At 37.8% G+C, this 26,844-nt stretch carries 27 protein-coding genes and 2 pseudogenes; all 29 read right to left on the bottom strand.

From position 1 onward, the window contains the following. Window position 1: 1 nt before the first annotated feature. The 29 genes and pseudogenes from JCM19043_RS04625 to wecB all read right to left on the bottom strand — a co-directional run bounded on the left by JCM19043_RS04625 (window position 2) and on the right by wecB (window position 26,629). The gene (locus JCM19043_RS04625; RefSeq protein ID WP_062320407.1) at window positions 2-1,294 is read right to left on the bottom strand and encodes a glycosyltransferase; all 1,293 of its coding nucleotides are present in this window, start codon (window positions 1,292-1,294) and stop codon (window positions 2-4) included. Then, entirely contained in the window at window positions 1,291-2,103 is an 813-nt protein-coding gene (locus JCM19043_RS04620; protein WP_197274739.1) for a glycosyltransferase family 4 protein, read from the bottom strand. Before JCM19043_RS04620 ends, JCM19043_RS04625 begins: the two co-directional genes overlap by 4 nt. 201 nt (window positions 2,104-2,304) lie before the next feature. Further along, window positions 2,305-2,520 (bottom strand): hypothetical protein, encoded by a 216-nt coding sequence (locus JCM19043_RS04615; RefSeq protein WP_062320403.1) that lies wholly within the window; start codon window positions 2,518-2,520, stop codon window positions 2,305-2,307. Window positions 2,521-2,601: 81 nt separating this feature from the next. After that, window positions 2,602-3,132: a hypothetical protein gene (locus JCM19043_RS04610; protein WP_062320401.1), complete on the bottom strand. Its 531-nt coding sequence runs from the start codon at window positions 3,130-3,132 to the stop codon at window positions 2,602-2,604. A gap of 95 nt (window positions 3,133-3,227) precedes the next feature. After that, window positions 3,228-3,575 carry a hypothetical protein gene (locus tag JCM19043_RS04605; protein ID WP_062320399.1) on the bottom strand — a complete coding sequence of 116 codons (348 nt, stop codon included), beginning with the start codon at window positions 3,573-3,575 and terminating at the stop codon, window positions 3,228-3,230. Between the two features lie 12 nt (window positions 3,576-3,587). Continuing rightward, on the bottom strand, window positions 3,588-4,658 hold the full coding sequence (locus JCM19043_RS04600; protein ID WP_231631396.1) for a glycosyltransferase family 4 protein: 1,071 nt from the start codon (window positions 4,656-4,658) through the stop codon (window positions 3,588-3,590). 198 nt (window positions 4,659-4,856) lie between these two features. After that, window positions 4,857-7,928 (bottom strand): M14 family zinc carboxypeptidase, encoded by a 3,072-nt coding sequence (locus JCM19043_RS04595; RefSeq protein ID WP_197274738.1) that lies wholly within the window; start codon window positions 7,926-7,928, stop codon window positions 4,857-4,859. Between the two features lie 75 nt (window positions 7,929-8,003). Beyond that, on the bottom strand, window positions 8,004-8,426 hold the full coding sequence (fabZ, locus tag JCM19043_RS04590; protein ID WP_062320395.1) for a 3-hydroxyacyl-ACP dehydratase FabZ: 423 nt from the start codon (window positions 8,424-8,426) through the stop codon (window positions 8,004-8,006). A gap of 51 nt (window positions 8,427-8,477) precedes the next feature. Continuing rightward, window positions 8,478-8,792: a DNA-directed RNA polymerase subunit beta gene (locus tag JCM19043_RS04585; RefSeq protein WP_082394415.1), complete on the bottom strand. Its 315-nt coding sequence runs from the start codon at window positions 8,790-8,792 to the stop codon at window positions 8,478-8,480. 10 nt (window positions 8,793-8,802) lie between these two features. Then, window positions 8,803-8,901 carry a flagellar basal body rod C-terminal domain-containing protein gene (locus JCM19043_RS18635; protein WP_369813757.1) on the bottom strand — a complete coding sequence of 33 codons (99 nt, stop codon included), beginning with the start codon at window positions 8,899-8,901 and terminating at the stop codon, window positions 8,803-8,805. Between the two features lie 29 nt (window positions 8,902-8,930). Further along, window positions 8,931-9,629 (bottom strand): flagellar hook-basal body protein, encoded by a 699-nt coding sequence (locus JCM19043_RS04580; protein WP_369813756.1) that lies wholly within the window; start codon window positions 9,627-9,629, stop codon window positions 8,931-8,933. Between the two features lie 13 nt (window positions 9,630-9,642). Beyond that, window positions 9,643-10,479, bottom strand: a complete 837-nt coding sequence (locus JCM19043_RS04575) for a flagellar hook-basal body protein (RefSeq protein ID WP_062320393.1) — start codon at window positions 10,477-10,479, stop codon at window positions 9,643-9,645. A gap of 29 nt (window positions 10,480-10,508) precedes the next feature. Then, window positions 10,509-11,504 (bottom strand): rod shape-determining protein, encoded by a 996-nt coding sequence (locus JCM19043_RS04570; protein ID WP_062320392.1) that lies wholly within the window; start codon window positions 11,502-11,504, stop codon window positions 10,509-10,511. Between the two features lie 406 nt (window positions 11,505-11,910). Further along, entirely contained in the window at window positions 11,911-12,726 is an 816-nt protein-coding gene (locus JCM19043_RS04565; protein WP_062320389.1) for a M23 family metallopeptidase, read from the bottom strand. 92 nt (window positions 12,727-12,818) lie between these two features. Next, window positions 12,819-13,802: a stage II sporulation protein D gene (gene spoIID / locus JCM19043_RS04560; protein ID WP_082394413.1), complete on the bottom strand. Its 984-nt coding sequence runs from the start codon at window positions 13,800-13,802 to the stop codon at window positions 12,819-12,821. Between the two features lie 161 nt (window positions 13,803-13,963). Beyond that, window positions 13,964-15,403, bottom strand: a complete 1,440-nt coding sequence (locus JCM19043_RS04555; RefSeq protein ID WP_062320387.1) for an O-antigen ligase — start codon at window positions 15,401-15,403, stop codon at window positions 13,964-13,966. Between the two features lie 242 nt (window positions 15,404-15,645). After that, window positions 15,646-16,935, bottom strand: a complete 1,290-nt coding sequence (gene murA, locus JCM19043_RS04550; RefSeq protein ID WP_062320384.1) for a UDP-N-acetylglucosamine 1-carboxyvinyltransferase — start codon at window positions 16,933-16,935, stop codon at window positions 15,646-15,648. A 38-nt stretch (window positions 16,936-16,973) separates the two neighbouring features. Next, window positions 16,974-17,633, bottom strand: a complete 660-nt coding sequence (locus JCM19043_RS04545) for a YwmB family TATA-box binding protein (protein WP_197274737.1) — start codon at window positions 17,631-17,633, stop codon at window positions 16,974-16,976. Window positions 17,634-17,737: 104 nt separating this feature from the next. Further along, window positions 17,738-17,971 carry a DUF1146 family protein gene (locus JCM19043_RS04540; RefSeq protein ID WP_062320380.1) on the bottom strand — a complete coding sequence of 78 codons (234 nt, stop codon included), beginning with the start codon at window positions 17,969-17,971 and terminating at the stop codon, window positions 17,738-17,740. Window positions 17,972-18,187: 216 nt separating this feature from the next. After that, window positions 18,188-18,598 (bottom strand): F0F1 ATP synthase subunit epsilon, encoded by a 411-nt coding sequence (locus JCM19043_RS04535; protein WP_062320378.1) that lies wholly within the window; start codon window positions 18,596-18,598, stop codon window positions 18,188-18,190. A 12-nt stretch (window positions 18,599-18,610) separates the two neighbouring features. Beyond that, window positions 18,611-20,017 (bottom strand): F0F1 ATP synthase subunit beta, encoded by a 1,407-nt coding sequence (gene atpD / locus JCM19043_RS04530; RefSeq protein WP_062320376.1) that lies wholly within the window; start codon window positions 20,015-20,017, stop codon window positions 18,611-18,613. Window positions 20,018-20,048: 31 nt separating this feature from the next. Next, on the bottom strand, window positions 20,049-20,927 hold the full coding sequence (atpG, locus tag JCM19043_RS04525; RefSeq protein ID WP_062320373.1) for an ATP synthase F1 subunit gamma: 879 nt from the start codon (window positions 20,925-20,927) through the stop codon (window positions 20,049-20,051). Between the two features lie 12 nt (window positions 20,928-20,939). Next, window positions 20,940-22,448, bottom strand: a complete 1,509-nt coding sequence (gene atpA / locus JCM19043_RS04520) for a F0F1 ATP synthase subunit alpha (protein WP_062320371.1) — start codon at window positions 22,446-22,448, stop codon at window positions 20,940-20,942. Window positions 22,449-22,463: 15 nt separating this feature from the next. Beyond that, a complete protein-coding gene (locus JCM19043_RS04515) occupies window positions 22,464-23,009 on the bottom strand; it encodes a F0F1 ATP synthase subunit delta (RefSeq protein ID WP_062320368.1) in 546 nt (181 codons plus the stop codon). Beyond that, window positions 23,006-23,536: a F0F1 ATP synthase subunit B gene (atpF, locus tag JCM19043_RS04510; RefSeq protein ID WP_062320366.1), complete on the bottom strand. Its 531-nt coding sequence runs from the start codon at window positions 23,534-23,536 to the stop codon at window positions 23,006-23,008. The genes JCM19043_RS04515 and atpF overlap by 4 nt, the downstream gene beginning before the upstream one ends. A gap of 50 nt (window positions 23,537-23,586) precedes the next feature. After that, window positions 23,587-23,793, bottom strand: coding sequence for a F0F1 ATP synthase subunit C (gene atpE / locus JCM19043_RS04505; RefSeq protein ID WP_062320364.1), 207 nt, complete (start codon window positions 23,791-23,793; stop codon window positions 23,587-23,589). Between the two features lie 159 nt (window positions 23,794-23,952). Beyond that, window positions 23,953-24,664: pseudogene (atpB, locus tag JCM19043_RS04500) on the bottom strand (F0F1 ATP synthase subunit A). 4 nt (window positions 24,665-24,668) lie between these two features. Then, on the bottom strand, window positions 24,669-25,061 hold the full coding sequence (locus JCM19043_RS04495; RefSeq protein WP_062320362.1) for an ATP synthase subunit I: 393 nt from the start codon (window positions 25,059-25,061) through the stop codon (window positions 24,669-24,671). 420 nt (window positions 25,062-25,481) lie between these two features. Then, window positions 25,482-26,629 (bottom strand): annotated as a pseudogene (gene wecB, locus JCM19043_RS04490) (non-hydrolyzing UDP-N-acetylglucosamine 2-epimerase). Window positions 26,630-26,844 lie beyond the last annotated feature (215 nt).

The raw sequence follows: 26,844 nt of genomic DNA, 5'->3' as shown, positions 1-26,844 counted from the left end.
CTTAAATCTCCTCTTTGTAGTTATTATATATGTTTAACAAATATTGTTGCTCCAAATCCCAATTATATCTTTTTTGAGCCAAAATGCAAGATTCACTATACTTATTCCTAAGTTTTTCATCATCTAATAATTTGTTCACAGCTCTCGCAATATCTAATGGGTCATGCGGATCAACCGTTTCGCCTATGTGGTTTTCCTTTACTACTTTACCTATCTCAGGAAAATCACATGCTATGACCGGTACTTTACTCATCATGTATTCAAATAGCTTATTTGATGATGCTGAATAGTGATTAAAACAAATATTATTAAGAACTTGAAATCCGAGATAAGCATTTCTCGTATATCCTGGAAGTTGTCTCAAAGGTACCTTATCTAAAAATTTGATTTTATCACTAAGATTAGCTTCCTCTACTAAAGTTTGTAACTTTGGCTTTATCCTTCCATCTCCAATAAAAACTAACGTACCTTCTTTAAAAAACGGGAATGCTTCAATTAATTTCTCTAAACCTCGACCCTCTTGTATCCCACCTTGATAAAGAAGAATCTTCTCTTCTTCGTTAAGATTTAGCTGTTCATGCAAATTTACTGGTTCTGCATCATTAACAGCATCACTAACAGGATAATTATGCAGAACATGAGGATAATTCCCATACAATTCTTTATTGTACGCTGCTCTAGTATGATTTTCTACAATCATCTCATTTACTTTTTTAACAAAGAAATGTTCAAAGTGCTTATACAAAGGGCTATTATACCCCGTTCTGCTTGTTTGCACTTCATGAGAATCATATATTAATACTTTCTTTTTAAAACGGCACTTCGCGCTCACATAAGCTTGTGGTAAGGTATTTAAATCATTGGCATGATAAATATCATATTTCCCTTTATACCCTTTTAGAGTCATACGAAATATTAACGACCCTCTTATCCATAACACTCTCGTCTTAGGCAATAAAACTAGCAATAATAAAAAGGATAATACAACTACAGTTTTAGGAAATAAGATTCCTAAAGCAAACCATAAAATAATACTCAATATTAGATATAAAATGTGTCCTTTTAAAAATTTTAATACTTCAATAATAGAAAGTAAAGTTTTTGGATAACGATCTAATCGATACACATTGAAATTACCGTTAATTTCCTCATGCCTTGGAAGATCTTTTAGCTTTGGATCATGCAGACAGATTAAATCAACTATATAATCATTTTTCGAGAGCGTTGTACATTCTCGCAACACACGGGCATCATTAGTAAAGGTGTTCCACACAAACATTCCAACTCTAGTCATCTTTTTTCACATCCTTCCATAGGGCATTTAATCACTTGGATTAATTCTAAAATATTTTCTTCCCATATATAATTTTTCAAAATATAGTTTTTGCAATTTTCTTCTAATCTATTCATTTCCTCTTTATTGTTACTTAACGTCACAATAGTATCAATCATTTTGTCTATTTCACCAGGATTAAAGACAATTCCACCATTTGATTCTTTGATTACATTTGCTGCTTCTCCTTTAACTCCTGCAATTACAGGGGTTTCACAAGTCATATAATCAAGAATTTTCCCAGGTAATACTGTCGTAAAAACCGCTTCGTCTGCTAAAAACACCACAGACAGATTACAATTACTTATTATTTTTAAACTATCACGCCTTGACATCGGTTTGTGAAATATAACGTTCGATAATTCATTTTCTTCAATAAACTCTTTTAACTTCTTGCTCTTCAATCCATATCCAACTAGATTGACTAAAATATCATGAGCATGTAACTTCTTTATTAATAGCATCAATTGCTCAATATTTTGTGCTAAACCTAAATTACCAGCATATACAATTGAAAAAGAACTAAATCCATCTTTATTTGCCGAAGCTTTTTGTAACTCGTTCAATCGCGCACCATTAGGTAAAAATAAAATCTTTTTATTGTTATCACCGAGCATTTTGTAAATATGTTTTTCAAAAGCCGGACTATTAACAACAATTAAATCAGCCACATTATACATTTTTTTTTCAAATTTTCTAAGTGAATTAATCAGCCAAGAATAATTAAATACCTTGACTCCCTCCAAGCTATCTGGCCATAAATCTCGCACTTCTAGGATCATCTTCTTTTTTAAATAATTTCTTTCCTATAATCGCTGCTGGTACCAGAAAAATTGGTGGTGAAGATACATAAATATGTGTATAATCTTTTTTTGAGGTTTTTACAATTTCAATTATGAACTTCCACATCATTTCAAGATAGAATAGAAGACGACTAAATTTGTCGGAACCTAGTTTATTTGAAAGTAAACTTATTCTCTTAATTCTCGGGTTATCTTTATAAGAAACATCATCCCAATACTTATTATTGCTATACATTTTTTATTAGGATAACTTGGTTCAATAGTCACCACATCAGTCTGGACATCATGCTCGTTTAACAATTCAAAAATATTTTTCATTCTATTCCCAGCACTTCCTACTACGGGATAAAAATTTTGCGTTAAAATCAATACTTTTTTATTCATTATTTCATCAACCTAACTGAATCACATCTATAAGATTTAACTAGCAAATATAAATAACAGGTTTTATTTAACATGTACTATTTAGAAGAATACGGCTGGTTGTGTTTTAGAGTACACTTTAGATGCCGAATTTTTCGCGAATATTTTCAGGTGGTATTTCCCACTACCTTCTATTGAAAATCTATATTTACGTTTCTTTGAATATTTCATTTCTTTTACTTTTTCTCTGTCTTTATATAAGTAACAGGCAAATTCATTTTGTGAAGAGTCTGATTTTATTTTCACTGAATATTGATTCTTTTCTTCACTTCTTTTTATCATTTCTTCTATACTTAACATCGGATAATTAAAAGTCTCACGCACTTTATTTTTAAGTAAGTCAGGATAAAATTTCACGACATCTTTGTGCTCCGAATAATCTCCTAAATCTAATGTGTATTGTATTTCCTTTTTTTCGAAAGCGCCTATAAGGGGCTGAACATGGTTAAAATAATGTTTTTCTTGATTGCCAACATGAATAAATATATTTGGCTTAGTATTAGTTTTATTTAACATATCATTAAATATATTGTTTAAAAATTGTTTATCTTCAGCACCATCATTACCAGACATAAATGTTACTACATCATTCGTTTTGGTGTCTTCTAATAAATAATCTCCTAATAAGTACTGGGGAGACGCTACTACTATATTAGAGAAATTATATTTCAGCCCATAATATAAAGCGGCATACCCCCCTTACTAGACCCACATGACATTACTTTTTTAATTTTATATTGATTTATTATTTCTTGTATTAGAGCGGAGACAGATCTCTCAATTGAAAAATCTCTATTCTCGCAAAGATAATATGAGCCTCTTGCACCAAAATCATCCAAAATAAATAATTTATTAGCGTTGAACCCTTCTAATGTTCGAACATAATTGTATCTTGGTCTTGTTCCCTTTGAGTGAAATGCAGAGAACACAATTATTAATTCATCAGATTTTTTATAAGACTTTTGAAACAAATACTTAACTTTCCTCTCAGAATCGAAAACTTTTTCATTCTTCACTATTCTCTCTCCTTAATTACGCTTCATCAGTTTTAAGATTTTCTTAAAAAAGGTGGTAATATGCCGCTGCTCTTCACTTATTATATGTGTGAGTTCGGCAATCACTTGAATCCCAAGTATAACAGCTATTAATACTAATACTGATACTTGAGTACTTGCACTAGTAAACACAATAGCCATTAATCCAAAAAAAGCACTAAAAAAATAGATAATCAGGACGGCTGCTTTATGACTATAACCCATGTCTAGTAACCGGTGATGAATATGTTTTTTATCAGCGACTCCAATTCGTTGACCATTTATTGCACGTCTAATAATAGCAAAAAATGTATCGAAAATAGGCACAGCTACGATAATAATTGGCCCTAAAAAACTAAACACTGCAACATTTTTAAATAGCCCTAACATAGATATAACGGCTATAGAATAGCCTAAGAAAAGCGCACCTGTATCCCCCATAAAAATCTTTGCAGGATAAAAATTGTGATAAAGAAAACCAATTGTACTTCCAATAACTACCATCGATAATTGAATAACAATTAATCTTTGATCTGCGATAGCTATAATCGCAATACTAGTTAATGCTATTGAAGAAATACCGGCGGCCAAACCATCTAATCCATCAACTAAATTTATGGCATTTACCATACCTACAATCCAAATAACTGTGACTGCGTATGAAAAAAAACCTAGTTCAACCGAACCTAGAATTGGTACAGTCAATTTATCAATAAGTAAACCTGAAGATATAACTGCTATAGCAGCTAAAATTTGACCTAGCAACTTTACTGATGGTCGAATAGAGAATAAATCATCTAACACTCCAGTAAAAACAATGATTACACCGCCAACGTATACACCAATCAACCCAATATCATTAGGTTGTATGATTAATAAACCAATAATAACACCACTTACAATACTTAGCCCCCCTAATCGCGGCATTGTATTGACATGCATCTTTCTTGACGATGGAGCATCTGTAGCACCAATTTTAAAAGCTAACTTTTTGAATAAAGGTGTTGTAAATATTGTAAACAGCACTGTAATCACAAAACTAACTATTATTTTTATATACATCATATTATTAAACCTACTTTAATTATTTATCGCAATTAATGATAACACATTGCTTATTATATTCATACTAATCTTTAGATAATAAGGTGTTTTTTCCTACAATTAATACTTCTTTAGATAACATTATGATTGTTGTAATAACCTATCAAAAAGACACTAATCTCTTATGTATTAGTGTCTTCTCAATCTTGTTCGATTGTTTTACAGATTATTCACAAAATTAGCTAATTGTATTCCCACGGACTTATTTTTATTCCAGACACTATCCCAGTAATACAGCGGTACTGGTCTTTCATTTTGAAGGGGGGCAATTTCTATAGTCATACCAATTCTATTTTTCGTTCCTATGAACCAGTCTGTATATCCACCACCACTTACACTAGAAGATAAGTCAATTGGAAGATAGCCTGTAACTCTTCCAATCAGCTCTACCGCTTCTCTTATTGTTGGATTATGACGATAGCGACTATATATAACCTCGCCGGATGAATGGTAAGCAATCGTTGCTGAAAAATTCATCTGATTTGTAAAATTATATATAGATTTCACTTCTGGCTCTGATAAAGGATAACTCCCCTTATGATTTTCGTAACTTGGAGTTAACTTATTATACAAAATAGAGTTCCACAAATAGGGGTACTGTCTATTCAAGTCTACCCCATTAATATTAGACTTCCACCTTTGAAAGTTAGTACTACCATAATTATACGAAATTAGTTTTGAATTTGCAGCATTTATGCCTACTTGGGCTAAAGTCACCCCATCAGGATTAACCATTGGAACAAACCAGATACTAACATCATCTAAGACATCTTTCATCTTCAAACCATTGACTGAACCGTTTTTTACATATGTAGCCGCATAATAATCAATCATTTCCATTAGAACATTCGTAGTCATCCACTCTCTTGCATGATGACTACCATTTAACATTATTTTTTTTTCACCATTACCTAATTTGACAGCATAAATATCTCGATTATTTACACTTTCACCAATTACTTTAGTACTTATAATTTTAGAATAGTTAGTCTCTAATTCATGAATATCTTTAACCATTTGTTCATATGAATAAATACTTTTCGGTTGAACAAGATCAACAGCTTTCATTATATTATATGTTATATCATTTTTAGATACATAACCATACCTACCTAGCGCGTTAACTTCCAACCAATTACCATAATCTTTCCTAACCTCTAAAGTAATCCCTTTTCTCGTATTAACCACCTTTTCTAAATAACCATTATTATTGTCGTATAATGGTATATTATCTTCTTTTATTGTTAATGTACCTATATTCAAATGATCATTAACAAAGGTTTCGTTATGTTTAAGAGCTGGAGATACATCAACCGATTTAATATATCCTTTTTTACCGCCTAGATTCACTTGAATAAATCCATTAAGCATCACTCGATCAATTTTATAAATCTTGCCTCTGGGAAGAGTGGCGATTACATTGGATGCATTTAACTCAGAATCAAACACTCTTGTATCTTCCTGAATAGTCGTAAAGTACTGATCAGATGATATAATTGGAACCATCACATCAGTTTTTGATACATAACCAACACGATTACTTATCACTACTTTCCACCAGTTAGTATAATCAGCCAATATAACAACTTTCGTATTATTGACTAAGGATGTAAACGGAATTAGTTTTCCAGATGTATTATCATAAACTTTTGTCTCTCTTTGAACGATTAATTCTCGACCGTTTTTTTCATAACTTTTATTTTCATTATTAAGTTGTCGATTATCTGCCAAAACAGTGCCCTGCTTAGGAACATACCCAGAGTAATTTCCAAATTGAATTTGATGCCAGTTAGTATGATCTTTTACTCTAGGATATACTTCACCCTTATTTAAAGTTGCAATCAATTCTAACTTGCCACTTCGATTATCATAAACTTCTAAGTTATCAACAATCGGCATAAAATACCGATCCCTTTTATTAAATGGTACATCAACATGTTCTTTACGAATATAACCAATTCGACTACCCACCACAACACGCCACCAGTTACTGTAATCTGAAATAATCGTTGCTTGCGCTCCCTTTTGAATAACCATATACGGTACTAATGAACCTGTGGTGTTATCATATATAACCGCATTTCTCTTAGCGGTAAAAACACGACCATTTATTGGATAATGATTATTTTCGTTCTTTAACTCTATACCTTCAGAAGGAATTGTACCAACCTTCGATACAAAACCGTGATAATTCCCAAATTGAATTTTATGCCAGTTAGTATAATCTTTTACTCTAGGATATACTTCACCCTTTTTAAGTACAGCTATACGTTTTAATTTTCCATCCCGATTATCGAACACTTCCAAATTATCTTCAACTACCTTAAAGTAACGATCTTTCACAGAAAAATTAGTATTCAATTCATCTTTTGATAAATATCCAATTCGATTACTAATTATCACCTTCCACATACTATCTTTTTCTCCAGCAATGTTGACCTTAACCCCTTCTTTTATATGCATAAATGGAATCAATTCTCCAGTAGAATTCTTATAAATTGAAATATCTTTCTTTGCAGAAAATGCTCTATTGCTATCCTGAGAAGCAAAAATTTCATTTTTTAAGCCATTTCCATCGGAAGGTCTGGTACCTTCTTTTGATACAAATCCATAATAATCTCCAAACTGTATCTGATGCCAATTGCTATAGTCATTTACTCTCGGGTAGATTTCACCTTTTTCTAAGGTTCCGATAACCTCTAATTTTCCACTACGATTATCATATATCTTTTGATTATCTTCAGTTACTTCAAAGTAAAGGTCATGACTATCAAATTCCACCATGACATTATTTTTTAACAGGTAACCAACTCGTCCACTTATGATAACACGCCACCATTTGCTATAATCAGAAACAATAGTTGTCTTAGTTCCTTTTTTTATTGTTGCAAAAGATACTAATTCCCCAGATGTATTATCATACACCTCAGTATCTACCAATGCTACCAATGTTCGACCAGTTGTTGGATAGCTTATATTTTCATTTTTAAGTATATTTCCATCAGACGGTTTTGTTTCTTCTTTAGACACAAATCCATAATAATCTCCAAACTGTATCTGATGCCAATTACTATAATCATTTACTCTCGGGTAAATTTCACCTTTTTTTAAGGTTCCGATAACTTGTAGCTTCCCACTTCGGTTATCATATATTTCTAGATCATTATCCGATGCTTCAAAATAACGGTCATCATCATCAAAAGTTGCTCCTTTAATCTCGATTTGATTCATAATTAGAATTAAAATAAAGAGAGTGAGAAGTATGAATAAATATGAGATCTTCTTAGTCAATATGTTTCCACCTTTCTATTGAATCGCAAACATAATTTCAGCTTCACAAGCAAGCTCACCGTTAACGGTTGCTTTTGCCTTTCCCTTACCAATGGGACCTTTAAGTCTTGTAATTTCTACTTCTAACATAAGGATATCACCCGGTACAACTTGACGTTTAAAACGACAAGAATCAATCCCTGCTAAAAAGCCAATCTTCCCTTTGTTCTCTTCTTTTTTAAGCATCGCAACTGCCCCAGCTTGCGCAAGTGCCTCAACGATTAGAACACCAGGCATGACTGGATAATCCGGAAAGTGACCTTGGAAGAATGGTTCATTTATTGTGACGTTTTTCTTTGCGACGACACGTTTTCCTTCTTCAATCTCAACCACTTGATCAATGAGTAAAAATGGGTAACGGTGAGGAATCACTTCTTTAATTTGATTAATATCTAACATTAGTACCAACTCCTTCAAAAAATTTAAAAAAGAAAGCAGAATCCTGCTTCCTTATTCAACACCTGTAATAATATCAATGATATGTTGCCAAAAATCAAAGGTCAACACTTCTAATGGCTCTTCTCCGCCACCTAACACCGTGTAACCGACTAATAGACCAATAATAAGTGCGATAAAAATCAATAAGAGAACAACTATAACTCTTAGCCAGATAGGAAACATACGATGTACCGCTCGTCGCTCTTTCCTTTCTATCTTTTGTTTTTTCCGCGCTTGTTTTCTCTCTTCACGTGTTTCTTTTTGATCATTTTCTTCTATCGTCTTTACTTCAGTTTTTTGAACCTGATCATTTGTTTGATTATCCATAATTAACTCCTTAGCGCATCTGATTAATTAATCCACGCATTTGATCATGCATTGAAATCGTACGGGCATTAAATTGATACGCCCGTTGCGTTTGAATTAATTCCGTCATTTGTGTTGATAACTCAACATTAGATCCTTCTAGCTACCGACAGCCACATTGACTTCTGCGACTTGTCCAATAATCTCATTTGCTTCAAAGCCTGTTTCCGTTACGTCTGGTAATCTAAAGAGGTTTTGACCTGTCTGTTCTAAGAACTGTGGACGAATCGCTTCAACAACAGAAAGAGCTGCTTCAGCATTGGTAACGCCCCCTCTTTCAACAACCACTTGTCCAGATGCATCAAGTGCGACATCATCAAACCCTTTGATAATGATAATCGCTTCACCAAATTGATCTAATACCGCATGACCATTACTGGTCACTAGTGCTGTGTCACCTGTTTCTGTTGGTTGTAAATAAAAAGAACCGTCACGCGTGAAACGCGTCTCTGTTTCACCATTTTCAGTCACAGCCACTTCAAAGAATTGTCTGTCTTCTGTCAGAGCTAAATCCAACGGACGCTCTGTCGTTATTAATGCTCCTTGAGTGAAGTTATTATTCGTATGACCGACTTTCGCGCCAGCACCTTGTCTAATACCAAGTGGGGTCACTCGTCCAACACTATTCGCCTCTTCATCACTAAAGTTATCAATATTTTGATAAAGGAGTGAACTAAAATTCGCCATTTGTGTTTTATAGCCCGTTGTGTTTGCATTTGCTACGTTATGACCGATAAGGTCGAGCTTTTGTTGCAACTCACGCATCGTTGTCGCGGCTTGGATACCCATTCGACTCATCTAATCCCCTCCTTTAGTTTAACCTGCCGATTTGATTAACGGCTATTTCCATACTTTTATCATACGCTTTAACCACTTGTTGATTTGATTCAAATAATCGGTACGCTTGCATCATATCAACCATCGTTTGACTTGTATCCACATTGGATGCTTCTAGGAATCCTTGACTAACAGAGAATGTCACGCCTAGAGCCCCTCTCGCATTTTCCATTGCACCAAGTACTTCACCGTCTTCGTCTGTGAGCGTAAAGAGATTCTCATCATCTTTAATTAAATCATAATGATTCGCTGTATAGTTTATTTGCAGAGGAATCTGTTCGGTATTTGTTGTTAGGACACCTTCCGGTGTCACGGTAAAGTTTTCTCCGTTTGTGAATACTGGATTTCCAGCATCATCTAACACATAATACCCTTGGTTCGTTGTCAAGTAGCCTTCCCCATCAACCGTAAAGTTACCGTTTCGCGTATAGCGCACATCACCTTCAGCATTTTGAACGGTGAAAAATAATGCGCCGTCTTGGTCAGGTATATTTCCGTTCACCAGAGCCATATCGGTTGTCATATTCGTTTCTTGTAGTGTTCCTTGAGTTTGGTCAGCTAACGTTTCATGCACATACACGCCCGTTGTCAGTGGACCGACTTGATTTGATAAGCTTAAATGTTTATTCGTTTGGGTCTTTATCTCTTCGCCACCCATCCGTTTAACGAGTAACTCTGGAAACGAACGTGTCATGGCTTGGTCTTGTTTAAAACCTGGGGTTTGAGCATTGGCGATATTATTAGATAATGTGTCTTGACGGCGTTGTTGCGTTATCATACCACTTGCAGCTGTATAGTATCCTCTTAGCACGTCACAGTCATCCTCTCTTTACTTCGTCTTTATGAATGGCGAGCAATTTTATCGATATTTTCAAGCATAATGCCCGTACCTTTGGCCACACAGCTCATTGGTTCTTCCGCAAGGAAGACAGGAACTTTTAACTCTTCTGCGAGCAATTGATCCATACCGTGAAGCAGTGCTCCACCACCGGTTAAAATCACCCCGCGGTCAATAATATCCGCAGAAAGTTCTGGTGGCGTTTTTTCTAATACATTCTTAGCCGCTTGAACAATGACATAAACAGATTCACGTAACGCTTTTTCAATTTCATCTGATTTAATTGTAATCGTACGTGGTAAACCACTCATCATGTCACGTCCACGGATGTCAATCGATTCAGCGCGGGCACCTGGAAATACGGTTGCGACTTGAATCTTAATATCTTCTGACGTACGTTCACCAATCAGTAATTTATATTCTTTTTTTACATAATTTAAGATTTCATTATCAAACTTATCACCAGCCATTTTAATCGACTGAGACGTTACGATGTCTCCCATCGATAAGACGGCGACATCCGTTGTTCCACCACCAATGTCAACGACCATGTTACCGCTCGGCTGGAAGATATCCATGCCAGCACCTATCGCTGCCACTTTTGGTTCTTCTTCTAAGTAGACTTTCTTACCACCTGACTTTTCAGCCGCTTCCTTGATCGCCTTTTGTTCAACTTTTGTAATGTTCGTTGGGCAACAAATCAGCATACGTGGTTTTGAAAACATCCCTTTAACATTAATTTTATTAATAAAGTGCTTCAGCATCGCTTCTGTCACATCAAAGTCGGCAATAACGCCATCTTTTAGTGGACGAATCGCTTCTATATTGCCTGGTGTACGCCCGACCATCTTCCAAGCGGCCTCACCAACTTCTAATACTTTACCTGTATTACGGTCCATCGCCACAACCGATGGCTCATCTAACACAATCCCTTTTCCTTTGACGTGAATAAGTACATTTGCCGTTCCTAAGTCAATACCAATATCTCTTGAAAACATGTATGTGATCCTCCTATATTTTGATCATTCTATTTATGATAAAATCTCACGTTATTTCGAGTTGTCTCTAATAATATATAATATCATAAATAGATGGCGATACCTACCGGAATTTGATAATTATCGTATCGTTTTGATGATTTTTTGTCCTTCTATCAAGACATCTTTCATTTACATGCTTGACAAGCATAGAACAGCCTTCTCACGGTTTGATGTGACAATTATTTTACACAGTAAAAAACCTTTATAAAGACCGCCTTAACTTAAGACGATCATTATAAAGGTTAGGTTACAACTTATCTTTCTTAATACCAGAAGGAAATAACCAGTTATTCTTTAACTGCGTGGCCATTCTTTTATTTATTCGTGAAATAGCCTAAATGTTTAACTCACAGTTAAATCAACATTACTCAACAGTACTTGTGTCGCTTTCCTCTGTGTCAGGCAAATGTTCAAATGATTCATCCGCTGTCACTTGTAGATCGCTAATGATTTTTACAATCGGTTGATCAAAATAAGTATTAGGATTAATCGCGACCTTATCTACTCTCAGTTCAAAATGGACGTGGTTACCTAGTGTTTTCCTGAAATCACTCGTACCAGTCTTACCAAGGACATCTCCTTGCGTGACACTATCTGTTTCTTTAACACTAATAGCCGTTAAACCTGCGTAATAAGATTTAATATTATTGTCATGCGTTAGTTCAACCACTCCACCGAGTAATGGATCATCCTTAACAGATGAGACTTCACCACTTAAGACGCTCACTACAGGAATCGACGTCTCATTTGTCGCTACAAGATCAATACCAGTTGATTGATAATACTGATCATTATATTCAATAAGCGCCGCAAGTTGTTCCTCTTCAGTTAACGTGTAGTCATAAAATTGCATGACTTGTTCTACTTCAAAGGCATCGCTGACTGGAAACCGTAAGGTTTCCACTTGAATCATGTCATCCTTACCAACGCTGACCGTATCTTGTTCCTCGTCATCTCCTGATTGATCTCCTGATAAATGATCTTTACCCGTCTGCCCATCTAGTGGATCCGTTAAAACGTCTGTCACCTCCGGTAGTGCATCTTCTAAGCTGTTCATATTATATTGCCAAATCACCCCTGTTACTAATGTCATCATCACAAATACGTATAACGCAGGGTAAAAGCCTTTTTTCCGTGTCAGTTGTTTTAAATAATCACGGAACGATTGTTTTTCTTTCATGTTCATCACCTCAGTAACTAGTGTGAACAGGATAGATTAATTTTATACCTTATGTTAGACGTATTAAAAAAGATTTTTAAATATATTGACGCTTAGTTAGTATGCTTTAAATCAGTCAATGTGGATAAGCTAACACCTTGATAATAATGCTTCAAGATATCCACATGTGTATAACCAGACTTGGCCATACCGTCTGCTCCGTATTGACTCATGCCAACACCGTGACCATAGCCCTCTGTTTTAAAGACTACTTGGTCTTCCTTCACTTCCACAGTAATATCACTCGAAGGAAGATTCAATGCCTCCCTTAATTCACGACCGGTAAAGATGGACTGGCCAAAGGCAATCCATTTTAATCTGCCACTATCATTGTAGACAGGCTTAATCATCAATAAACTATCATCGGTTAACTTTAGCTTTTCTAGTACCTCTTGTTTATTTAACGCTATATCTTCAGTGAATTTAGGCGAAGACTTATCCCATGGACTTTCAACGCTAATGAGGTAAGGTAGCGGATTACTCCAATAGTCTTCAGCATTTTCAGTATAGCCATTACTCGTCGAGAAGAAGGCGGGAAAGATGGGCTCTTCATCAAATACGAGAATTTGATCAGCGGTTGCGGATACCGCTTCCTTAATCTTAGCTTTATATGTCTCATAGTTATCTTCCCATAACTGTTTTAATTCTTCATCAGATTTATAGACTTGATCAAAGACGGTATCTGTCACATAACCTGTCGTTAGACTTGGATCCTCTTTAATTGAATGGTGAATAATATAGGTCCGGGCCGCAATAGCTTGGGCCTTTAATGCTTCTAGATGAAAGCTTGCGGGCATTTCACCGGCGACTACACCAAAGACATAAGATTCTAAATCCAGTTGATGTTCGGTATCCTCTCTCACAACCGTTACTGAGTAATCTGTTTGTTCTTCCATTGTTTGACTGACACTAGCAGCTTCTGGTGTCGTGATAAACAAGAGTAACAGAGCCGGAATCAAATAAATCGGTAGATACAATAACAGGATTGAGATGATTTTTGTGAGTGTGTTTGTTTGCCGTATCTTTGTGTAGGACATGGATTAATAGACTCCTTTTATCGAGATATTTTCTCTAGTCTATGCCATTTCCTCCTCCGATATAACAAAGAAGAACAACTAAAAGAAACCGGCAAATAAGAAGTACATATCTTATTGTGTCGGTTTTTAGGTTAAATACTATGAGCTTGTTGACCATTATTTTAAAGAAAGATCAGAACCGCAAGGCTTGCTAAACAAGTTAGTACCAACAACACATCAAACCAGCGTGACGTGTTGTAGCGTTTTATTGGTATTAAGTCTATTGATGGCTTGATTTGACTAGAAAGCATCACAATTAAGAAGAACCAGACAAAACCGAATGACAGATTAAAGTCCATCACACTATGAGACATGATTACCACAATCGGAATGAAGGTTAGATTGGTCTCTTCACCTTTATATGCTTGTCTCATGACTAGACCTACTAACAACATCATCACACTAAAGCCAATGACGCCTGTTTCTAGTAAAATATCTAAGTAGCCATTATGTACTTCTAGTGATTGATAGTCATAACTTCTTACTGTTTGATAGGTTAATGCCCAGGTGCGTGCGCCTTGCCCGATCAATGGTGCGTCTTTAAAAATCTTCAAACCATCAAATAAAAAGGCGAGCCGTTCTGTGAAAGTGCTTGTTTGCGTTAACTGACTCATGTCAAGTTCAAACCATTGGAGAAGGACACGATAAAGAATGCCTTTCTTTAGAATATTGATCAAGCTCACACTAATCAAGAGAACCATACCGAAAGGTATGATCCAGCGATTGAGTGATATGTTTTTAGGTAATCTCTCTAGCCAGTAGCGACTGATCCAACTAAATAATATACTGAAACAAAGGAAGAGAACCATCATCATAACGGCATTAATCTCTTCTATCGCCACATACAGTATTAAAGCCGAAGCAAGAGCTAGACTACTGACAAGTAAAAGCTTCAGTTGTTGTTTTGTTTTGAATAGACTCATCATAATGATAAAGACGACACTTGAAAATAACAGTACACCACGTGACTGTGATTTTAACACCATGAATAGATACATCGGTAGCACTGATAGATGCAGATACGTTAACCATTTATTTTGTGTTTGTTCTGACTGAATGAGACCATAAAAGAACAACGCAGCCAAAAGCACACCAAAGGTATTCGCATATTCAACTAAACCGGCATAGCGCCCCATCATGATGTAATGACCTTCGGTTAGTATCCCAAGGTCAAACAACAACATATGTAGACTTAATATAAGACCGTTACCATGCACGATAAACGGCACAAAACGATGGTAAGGTGAGTCTTTATGAAAGACATAGATCGCCATGATGAAGAAAGCGACCGTCGTACTTGCACGCAATACTCCTTGGATTGTTAAGTAAACAGATGCTGGACCAAAGAGAAGTGGCAGCGCGTAAACAATCGGTATCAGCATAAAGATGAGATAAGGCTTGAAAACATTTTCTTTATACAACCAGATCCGAACCAACAAAATGATAAATAATAAATGCATGATGATATGATACGGATAAAAAGCTTCATCAAAATATAAGCCTTGATGAACTAATCCACCAAATAACACAGCGGTTAACAATACAAAATAAATCCCTCGCATGAACTCACTCCCTTTAAACCTCTAACAATTGTCTATCTAGCTATAACGCGTCAATGACTGATCATTACCGCTCTATTATCTATCATTAACTATACCGAATTTTCCTTAGCTTTTAAATAGGTGGGCGGTCATTCAGTCTATTATTAATTATCCACACGAAAGAAGACGTTGTTGATGTAGTTATAATACCTACATCAACAACGTCTTTTAACATGACTTATTTTATAAAATCATACCTTTGATTAAAGACTCACTTCAACAGCTTGTACTTTTTCTTCTTTCACACGTTCAATGTTGGCACCAAGTCCTTGAAGTTTACCAACGAAGTCAACATAACCCCGATCAATATGATACAAGTTCGTCACGGTTGTCTGTCCTTCAGCGATAAGTCCAGCTAATACAAGTGCCGCACCTGCGCGTAAATCAGTCGCTTTTACTTCCGCCCCTTGCATATTTGTCTCGCCATCAATCACGACACTTCTACCTTCAATTTTCATCTTCGCGTTCATGCGGCGGAATTCATCGATGTGCATAAAGCGATTCTCAAAGACTGTTTCAGTTACCATACTAGTGCCTTTTGCTTTCAACATCAAAGCCATCATTTGTGACTGCATATCCGTTGGGAAGCCTGGGTGTGGTAATGTCTTAATATCGACTGCCACCAGTTCATCCGTCGGATGAACCTTCAATCCGCCTTCCACTTCTTCAACGACAACACCCATATCAGCTAATTTCAAAATAACCGCACGTAAATCTCGTGAACGTGCACCGAGTACCGTCACTTCTCCACCGGTTAAAGCGCCTGCAACCATAAAGGTCCCTGCTTCAATTCGGTCTGGGATTATCGTGTGATCCGTTCCTGTCAGTTCTTCTACACCTTCAATCGTAATCGTAGAAGTACCTGCACCAAAGACACGTCCACCCATGCCATTAATAAAATCAGCTAAGTCAACAATTTCAGGCTCTTTAGCCGCATTTTCAATAATAGTGGTTCCGTCTGCGAGACTCGCCGCCATCATAATATTTTCCGTTGCGCCAACACTAGCCATATCGAGATAAATATTCGCACCCTTCAAGCGTCCCGCACTTTGGACTTCCACAAAGCCATGACCGACTTCAACTGTCGCCCCCATCGCTTCAAAACCTTTCAAATGTAAATCAATCGGACGTGAACCAATCGCACAGCCACCCGGCATCGCCACATACGCATGGCCATAACGCGCAAGTAACGGACCTAACACTAAGACAGAGGCACGCATCTTAGTGACAAATTCAAACGGCGCTTCCGTTATTAAATCACCTGAGGCATCAATGACTAGCTCGTCATGTGTCATTTCCACTTCGGCACCAATGTTCGTTAGTACCTCATTCATTGTATATACATCAGCTAACGCAGGTACATTCGTTAAAACAGAAGCCTTTGTTTGACCTAAAATCGTTGCGGCAATAATCGGTAACACCGCATTTTTAGCTCCTTCTACACGTACCGTCCCCGATAGTGTTTCACCACCGTTAATCAATATTTTTTCCATAGTTATTCGCTCCATTCTATAGAAAACACTATATACTATTAGTATTCAATCGTTAGGATAGGTGTGCCAATTGAAACGTAGACAGACCCGTCACTCCTTACCCGACTGGCTAATTGAAGGTTTTTCTTCTTTGTGTTCTCTAGATAATATTGTGTCAGTTGTTTTGTATATCCGGTCATCATATGTAAATCTTGATCTGTTTGTTGATCCATTGTTTTTACATCTAATGTTTTAATAATTTTCGTTAAAAACTCATTGCTCTCTATCATATCATGAAAAATGACACTACCACAACTATAAATGTTTCTATCATCTGTGTAAATAGTCGCAATGAACGAATTGAGTCGTTTGTAATAGCTTACAATCTCTTTTTTCTCTAGGTCTTTTAGCGTGACGTGATATTGTAGCTTCAAACGAGTAGACTTATCTGTTCGTTTATTATTCAAATACAGTCGAAATGATTCCTCTCCAAGGTCACTTACTCTCGTTAACTCTTTTATTGATTGATGACTTTTAGAGTCGCTTGTTTCAGTAAATCCTAAGTTGATGAGTTGTTGATGCAGCGCTGTATACTTTTTATTTACTGACTCCACGACGATGGTTTCTACGTATTCTATCTGACTATTTTCGTCTAAATCACCAGATATGATTTCCAACGGATAATAATCACTTCCCACCACATCAACTTTTAAAACCAAAACATATAAGAAACACGTCAAAAGACATACGAATCGCACAAAAAACCACCGCCCTTTCTAGTTATTAGAGAGTATAACTAAAAGGCGGTGGTTTTAATCATTTGTTAGAATAAATAAAGTAGTTGTTGCGACCAATTGAGTAGGTCTAAAAAGAAATGACTGAGCACACCCGCAATCACAATCGTTAAGATCACCATAAATAATCGCGCTTCAAACACTTTATGCTTTTTAAACAGCACATCGAATCGAATCGATTGCAGGGCACGCCACGTAATAATAATAAAGACACTGTGCGAGATAATACTGATGGCCGCTTGTACACCTAAATCTACGAACATTCTTTCACCTTCTTTCGACAATTTCCCGGGAAATAGCTGATGTATTTCAATTGATTTTAATCTGCCTGTTGGACTTTTAATGAAACACTATACGTAAAAAGACTTTAACACAAGTCGGTGCTTGAGTTAAAGTCTTTTCATTGTTTGTTTACTTAACAAACTGATATAATAACTATTTTCTTATTACCTCTACTTTTTTGCTTATCACTCATCACGTTACTTTTGGTCTTCACCGACTAACTCTAACCGGTTAATCGCCCGCTTAAGCGCCAGTTCCGCACGTCTAAAGTCGACGTCATCGCGGCGTTGTTTAATCCGGCGTAATGCACGTTCTTTCGCTTTACGTGCACGTTCGACATCGATCTTCTTCGGTGTTTCGGCAGACTGGACGAGAATGGTGACATGATTATCATCGACTTCAATAAATCCACCACCGATTGCCACTTTCATCGATTCCCCGTCTTTCTTTAATCGGGCTGTGCTAATAACCACTGGGGAGATCATCGCTGTGTGATTCGGCAATATCCCAATCTCTCCTTGTTCTGCTTGGACGACGACCATATCAAATACATCATTGACGATTTGACCATCTGGTGTGACGACTTCTACTGTCAACTGTTTGTCCATAATAACGGCCTCCTACTCTGACAGACGCATAGCTTTTTCGACGGCTTCATCAATTGTCCCGACAAGACGGAACGCTTCTTCTGGTAAATCATCGTATTTACCTTCTAAAATTTCTTTAAAGCCACGAATCGTTTCACTGACAGGGACGTATGAACCGGCTTGTCCTGTGAACTGTTCAGCCACGTGGAAGTTTTGCGATAAGAAGAACTGTACTCGACGGGCACGTTGGACGATTTGTTTATCTTGATCACTTAATTCATCCATACCGAGAATCGCAATGATGTCTTGTAGTTCACGGTAACGTTGTAAGGTTTGTTGGACTTCACGTGCCGTGTCATAGTGTTCTTTACCAACCACTTCAACATCGAGTGCGCGTGAACTTGAACTTAATGGGTCTACCGCTGGGTAAATCCCTTGTTCTGACAGTTTACGATCTAAGCTTGTTGTCGCATCTAAGTGCGTAAACGTTGTTGCAGGTGCTGGATCAGTATAGTCATCGGCTGGTACATAAATCGCTTGGATTGATGTGACCGATCCTTGTGTTGTGGACGTAATCCGCTCTTGCAGGCGACCCATTTCCGTCGCAAGTGTTGGTTGGTAACCTACGGCTGATGGCATCCGACCTAAGAGCGCAGATACTTCAGACCCTGCTTGAGTAAAACGGAAGATGTTGTCAATAAATAACAACACGTCTTGGCGTTTGATGTCACGGAAATATTCCGCCATTGTCAAGCCCGTAAGGGCTACCCGCATTCGGGCACCTGGTGGTTCGTTCATTTGTCCGAACACCATTGCTGTTTTCGTAATAACGCCAGAATCTTTCATTTCAAAGTATAAGTCATTTCCTTCACGCGTTCGTTCACCGACACCGGCAAACACAGAAATACCGCCGTGCTCCTGAGCGATATTATGAATCAGTTCTTGGATGAGCACAGTTTTACCAACACCGGCACCACCGAAGAGACCAATCTTACCCCCTTTAATATAAGGGGCAAGTAAGTCAACGACTTTGATTCCTGTTTCTAATATTTCTGTTTCCGTTGATAGTTTTCTAAACTCAGGTGATGGACGGTGAATCGCATCGCGTTGCACTTCGTCACCAACAGCTTCACCGCCATCAATCGCTTCACCTAAGACATTAAAGATTCGGCCTAATGTCTCTTCCCCTACAGGAACAGAGATAGGTTTCCCCGTATTAATTACTTCATCACCACGACGAATACCTTCTGTGGCGTTCATGGCGATGGTCCGTACTTTATGGTCACCTAAGTGTAAGGCCACTTCTAATGTTACTTTTACGTCTTGGTCGTTCTGGTGCGCTGTAACGATTAACGCATCATTTGTTTTAGGTAATTCTCCGTCTTCGAATTTGACATCGATGACCGGTCCAATTACTTGTACGACTTGTCCATTATTCATCGATTATTTCCTCCCTAAACCGGCAAACAAGTTAGCCTTGTTGGGCATTTGCGCCACCTACAATTTCTGCTAATTCTTGCGTAATTTGCGCTTGACGAGCACGGTTGTACTGTAAGCGTAAATCTGAAATCATATTGTCGGCATTATCTGTCGCATTTCGCATCGCGTTCATTCGCGACGCATTTTCACTCGCTTTACTTTCAAGAAAGGCACCGTATATTAAACTTTCCGCATATTGCGGTAACAGTGTCTTTAAAATCTTCTCCTCATTCGGTTCGAATAAGAATGGACTGTGCATTTCATGACGTAGCTCATCTACTTCTGCTTCTGTAATCAGCGGTAAGATTTTCTTTACCACCACTTCTTGACTAATCGCTGAATAAAAATAATTATAGACGAGTTCTAATTGATCAAATTCACCGTCAATAAAAAACTGTACCGTATCATACGTTAAATCTTCTAAATCACTAAAGTAAGGATGATCGGGTAAGCCCGTCACTGAGCGCAGCACCGGCATATGACGATTTTTGAAATATTCTTTTCCAATTCGACCAATCGCAATAATCGTATACTCACTCTTATGACGGTGACGTTCATTAATCAAAGTCTCTAATTTTCTTAACACCTGTGAATTAAAAGGCCCTGCGAGACCTCTGTCTGAGGTCATCACTAAATAGGCAATTTTTTTCACTCGGCGAGGGATCAAAATCGGATGACTATGTTCCCCGTAACTTAAGACAATGTGTCTGACCATTTCTTCGATCTTTTCAGCATAAGGCACGAATGCACTATTCGAGGTCTCTGACTTACCTAATTTAGAGGCAGCCACCATATGCATCGCACTGGTGATTTGCTTCGTCTTTTGTGTTGATTCGATTTTCTTTTGAATGCCTCGTAATGACAAAGCCATATAGACGCCTCCTTAGTATGATCGACTAAATTGTTGTTGGAATGTCGTGATAGCTTCTTTCATATCTTCTTCCGCTGTAATTTCGCCTGATTCACGAATGTCGCGTAAGACTTGCGGATAAGCCGCGTCAAGATAATCGTAAAATTCTCCTTCATAACGGCGAATGTCTTCGATTGGTATCTCGTCGAGATACCCATGAATAAGCGCATAAATAATCATCACTTGTTTTTCCATTGTAATTGGCTTGTGTAAGCCTTGTTTTAATACTTCAATCGTGCGTTTACCACGGTTTAATTTTTGTAAGGTAGCTTTATCTAAGTCTGAACCAAACTGGGCAAAAGATTCTAGCTCACGGTAACTCGCGAGGTCTAGTCTCAGTGTCCCCGCTACTTTTTTCATCGCTTTCGTTTGGGCTGATCCACCAACACGTGATACAGATAAACCAGGATTAATCGCTGGTCTCACCCCACTAAAGAACAAATCAGATTGTAAGAAGATTTGTCCATCAGTAATAGAAATAACGTTGGTTGGGATATAAGCTGAAATATCACCTGCTTGTGTTTCAACAAACGGTAACGCCGTCATCGACCCGCCACCTAAATCATCATTTAACTTTGCGGCACGTTCAAGTAAACGTGAGTGTAAATAGAACACATCTCCTGGGAACGCTTCACGACCTGGTGGGCGTTTTAAAAGAAGCGACAGTTCTCGGTAAGCTGCTGCTTGTTTTGATAAGTCATCATAGACAACAAGCGCATGTTCGCCGTTATACATAAATTCCTCACCCATGGCAACACCCGCATAAGGTGCAAGGTATTGAAGTGGTGCAGGCGCACTGGCCCCAGCATTCACGACAATCGTATAATCGAGCGCTCCGTGACGACGGAACGTTTCAACTGTCGCACGAACGGTAGAATCTTTCTGTCCAATCGCTACATAAATACAATACATGTTTTGGTCTTTTTGATTGAGGATTGTATCAACTGCGACGGTTGTTTTACCAGTTTGACGGTCACCAATGATTAACTCACGTTGTCCTCGGCCAATTGGTACGAGCGCATCAATCGCTTTAAGTCCGGTTTGAAGAGGCTCGTGAATCGATTTACGTGCCATCACACCAGGTGCCTCGCGTTCAATTGGGCGTGTCTTTCTCGTTTTAATCTCACCCTTACCATCAATCGGTTGTCCTAGTGGATTCACCACGCGGCCAACAAGAGATTTACCTACAGGCACTTCCATGATCCGTCCTGTACGGGTCACTTCATCCCCTTCACGAATCGATAGATGCGACCCGAGAATAACAACACCAACACGGTCTTCTTCTAAACTCTGAACAAGCCCCATTGTGCCGTTTTCAAATTCAACGAGCTCTCCTGAGAGCACGTTATTTAGTCCGTAAATTTGTGCAATCCCGTCACCTGTTTCAATAACGGTCCCAATATCTTTAATCTCTGTGTCTTTTTGATAGTATTGGATTTGTTTCTTGATCAGGGCACTGATTTCTTCCGCTCTGATTTCCATCTCATGTCACCCCTATCATCGTTTGTACAACGGAACAAATTTCCGTTTGACTTCTTCTAATTTTGCTTTTAGCGACGCGTCATAGACACGGTTATTAATCACAACTTTAAATCCGCCAATGACACTTTCATCTATTTCATTTTGTAAGGCTAAACGGTTATAACCAAATTGTTTAGCAAAATGCGCTTCAATATCTTCTAATTGGTGTGGCGTTAAATGGGTGACTGAATAGACTTTTCCTACGCCTATCCCGCGTTTTTCATTAATCAAGTACGTATAATGATCAACCATACCCGGCACATCCTGTTCGGCATGGTCTTCGACCATGATGAGTATGAGTTTCACCAGTTCACTGGAGAAGGTCGTAAACGTTGACTTAATAATACGGGCCCGGTTCATCCATTGTTTCGGATCTTGCAGAAAATCGACTAATTCAGACGGGGCACTGAAGACTTGACGCACCGTGAGTAATTCACGTTCGATTTGTTCTTCATGCCCGTGTTCTTTTGCCACATCATATAATGCTTCAGCATAGCGTCTTGCATTACGTGAATTTTTCATAGAAGATCGTCTCCTAAAGTATCGAGACGTTCTTTAATTAAGCGTTTTTGATCTTCTTGACTCATTTCTTTTTGAATAATATCCATCGCAATTTGGAACGCAATTTCTGCGACCGTTTCTTGCATCTCTTGGAATGATTCGCGTTTTTCTTGTTCAATTTCGTCCTCTGCATCAATGCGCAATTGTTTGGCGCGATCTTTTGCCTCTTGAACAATCGACTCTTCAAGTTTCGTCGCGCGTTGCTTAGCGTTAACGACAATATGTTTAGCTTCTTGACGTGCATCAGTTAATTTCTCATCTGCTTCTTTAACCGCCATTTGCGCTTGACGATTTTTTTCTTGGGCTGTCTCAATTTCAGTCGCAACAAAGTTTTCTCGTTCTTCCATGACTTTAATCAGTGGTCCCCAAGCAAACTTCTTCAGTAGCACCATTAAAATAGCAAAACTGACTAAAACAACAATCGTATCTAACGGTTGAAACCCACCGACCGTTTGTGAACCGAGGGTTAACATATTCGTTGTAAGCATGCCTTATGCACTCCTCTCTTTCTCTACCTTTATTATTAGGTGTTCATCAATTAAAGAATCATAAAGGCGACAACGACAGCTAAAATAGGAATCGCCTCAACTAGTGCGATACCAATGAGCATGATTGTTTGTAGTGGCCCACGTAATTCTGGTTGACGAGAAATTCCTTCTAGTGTACTTTTTACGATAATACTGTTAGCGAAACTTGCGCCTAAAGCAGCAAGACCTACAGCGATTGCAGCAGCGATTGCGTTCATGTGTGTTTCCTCCTAGGATTTGTTTGAATTTTGTTTTTTACCTATTTATTATTTCATTATGTCTCTAACTTATGACAGTCACTTTTAAGTCTCTCACTATGTGTATCAATCACACGGTTCGCACGAACCGTAAGTAACGATCACAATCATTCTGTAAGATTAGTGATCATCGATCACTTTATGTGACATATATACCATCGATAATGTCGTAAAGATAAAGGCCTGAATGGCACCGACAAATAAACTAAAACCTTGCCACAGAATCATTGGTATAATCGCCCCAACAAGTGTCACGGACGCCATACTCGCAAGCAGTGATAGCAGCACTTCGCCCGCGAAAATATTCCCATACAAACGGAAACCGAGTGTCATCGTATTCGTGAACTCTTCGATAATTTTAAATGGCAACATAAATGATACAGGCTGATAAAGCCTTTCGCATACTTTTTCGTGCCACGCATTTTGATGCCGTAATAATTCGTTAAAATGATAATAAAAGCGCAAGTGTTAACGTCACGCCTGCATCAGCCGTTGGCGATTTCCACCACACATTACCATTAAATATCCCGGTCACAATAATCCCTAAAATGTTACTAATAAAGATAAATGTGATGAGCGTAAGCGCCAGTGGTAAAAACTTTTTACCTGTCCGCCAGTCCATAGAATCATTAATAATACCTTTAACGAAATCGACGATAAATTCGATGAAGTTTTGTTTTCCGGTTGGTTTCATCTTTAAATTGCGCGTTAAAAAGAACGCAACAAAAAAGGTGACGGTACAAGAAATCACCATCATTAAGACGGTTGATAAATTGACACTTAACCAAGGAATCCCGAAGATATTCTCGACAATAGGTGCACCATGATCCATCTGTTTATTCCCCCTTCTCTATAAATTTCTCAGCTTCTAAAAGCGACCAAAAGCCGGCAATAAGAACAACGACGTACTTAAACATTAAACCTATAATCACTGCAAGTATCGGAATGTGGGTGAAGTAGTTTTCAACTAAAGCAACGACAAGTAAAGCTGCGCCAATTCTTAAAATTGTCCCAGCCGTCGCAAAACGTTTGTCAGTTGTCACTACACGTACAAGACGTGTCACTTTCCATTGTAGTAAGCATAAGTTTACGTAACTTACTACTCCACCGAGTAGTAAACCAAATAAGATAGGGTGTCCTTGTGTTAACAGTGTCACCAACGAAATGGAGATAAGTATGACTAAAAAAATGTGATGATGTTTTTTGGTCATGTCATGATATGTCTCCACGCAGGTTCACCTTGCCTCTCATCTGATCGTTAAAAGCCAACTATTCACATTATAGCACCGATTTTAAAAAATGCATCCCTATTGCTCGAATTCTTTAGTATAAAAGCGTTTACATTCATTTTTTCTTAAGATAAAGCGTTTACTCACTTTAAAACACGTTAAACCTCAGTAATTACGTGGGTTTAATGTATATTAAAGTTTGTGAAAAATGCACGTTTGAAACTACAAGAATATTTTTACATTCACAAACTTAGTCGGCTGATTAACGAGTAGGATCCTTGTCAGTCTTTCCTTATTGTAACCTCTTTCATTCAGGGAACCAGTTAGGGGGTTTCGACTGAACTTAAAACAAGAAAAAACAGTCACACCCCTAACATTTCGTCGGGAAATGACTGTTTTATACTAATAAACTTTTTACCGTTACTTTACTTCAAACGAAGCTGGTTTTTGTTTACTTGGGTCAAAGTAAGACTGAATCGCCTCACAAATTCGAGCACTAGCAAAACCATCACCATATGGATTAGAGCTTTGGCCATCTTTTCATAAGCTTGGTTATCACTCAGTAACAGATGTGCTTCATTATAGATAGTGCCTTCATCCGTACCGGTCAATTTTAACGTCCCACTCTTCACACCTTCTGGACGTTCGGTTGTGTCTCGAAGTACAAGGACAGGTACACCGAGTGACGGGGCTTCTTCTTGTACCCCACCTGAATCCGTAAGGATTAAAGTTGCGCGTGCCGCAAAGTTATGAAAATCAACAACATCAAGTGGCTTGATTAAATCAATCCGGTCATGGTCACCTAGAATGTCATTGGCTTTTTCTTGTACCTTTGGATTTAAGTGAACCGGATAAACGACATGAATATCGTCATGCGTATCAGTTAAACGGCGAATGGCACGGAACATTTGTCCCATATTCTCGCCTAAATTCTCACGACGATGCGCCGTCATTAAGACAAGACGTTTATCCCCGATTTTCTCTAACATCGGATGTGTGTAATCAGCATTAACCGTTGTCTTTAACGCATCAATCGCGGTATTACCAGTCACATAGATATAATCGTCTTTCTTACTTTCTGTAAGTAAATTATCTCTTGACTGCGTTGTCGGTGCAAAGTGTAAATCTGCCATCACACCTGTTAGTTGACGATTCATCTCTTCTGGATACGGTGAATATTTATTCCATGTACGAAGACCGGCTTCAACGTGTCCAACCGCGACTTGGTTATAATAAGCCGCAAGTGATGCTGCAAAAGTTGTCGTTGTATCACCATGGGCTAAGACGATATCTGGCTTTGCTTCTTTAATGACTTCGTCAAGTCCCACAAGCGCGCGGGTTGTTACTTCTGCGAGCGTTTGGTTTTGCTTCATAATATTGAGATCATACGTTGGGGTAATACCAAAAATCTCTAACACTTGGTCTAGCATCTCACGGTGTTGCGCTGTCACAGTGATGATTGTATCAAATACATCAGATCGTTTTTGTAGTTCCAACACAAGTGGGGCCATTTTAATGGCTTCTGGTCGTGTACCGAACACCGGCATCACTTTAATTTTTTTACTCATAAGAACACACTCCATTTAATATTTTTATCAGTTATTTTGTAAACTCTCTCACTACTTTAACATATTTTGATGTCTTTTCCTATTTCAATTGTGATACATTTAGCTTTCTCATCGATACCTACAACACTTAATTTAATTGATATACAATCAGTAGTACATGTCTGAAAATACAAAAAAAGAATAACCCCTCTATAAAGATAGAAGCGTTATTCTTT

The organism is Halolactibacillus sp. JCM 19043 (assembly GCF_001310395.1).
GTDB classification, from domain to species: domain Bacteria; phylum Bacillota; class Bacilli; order Bacillales; family Amphibacillaceae; genus Halolactibacillus; species Halolactibacillus miurensis.
This window is presented reverse-complemented; position numbering and strand designations above follow the sequence as displayed.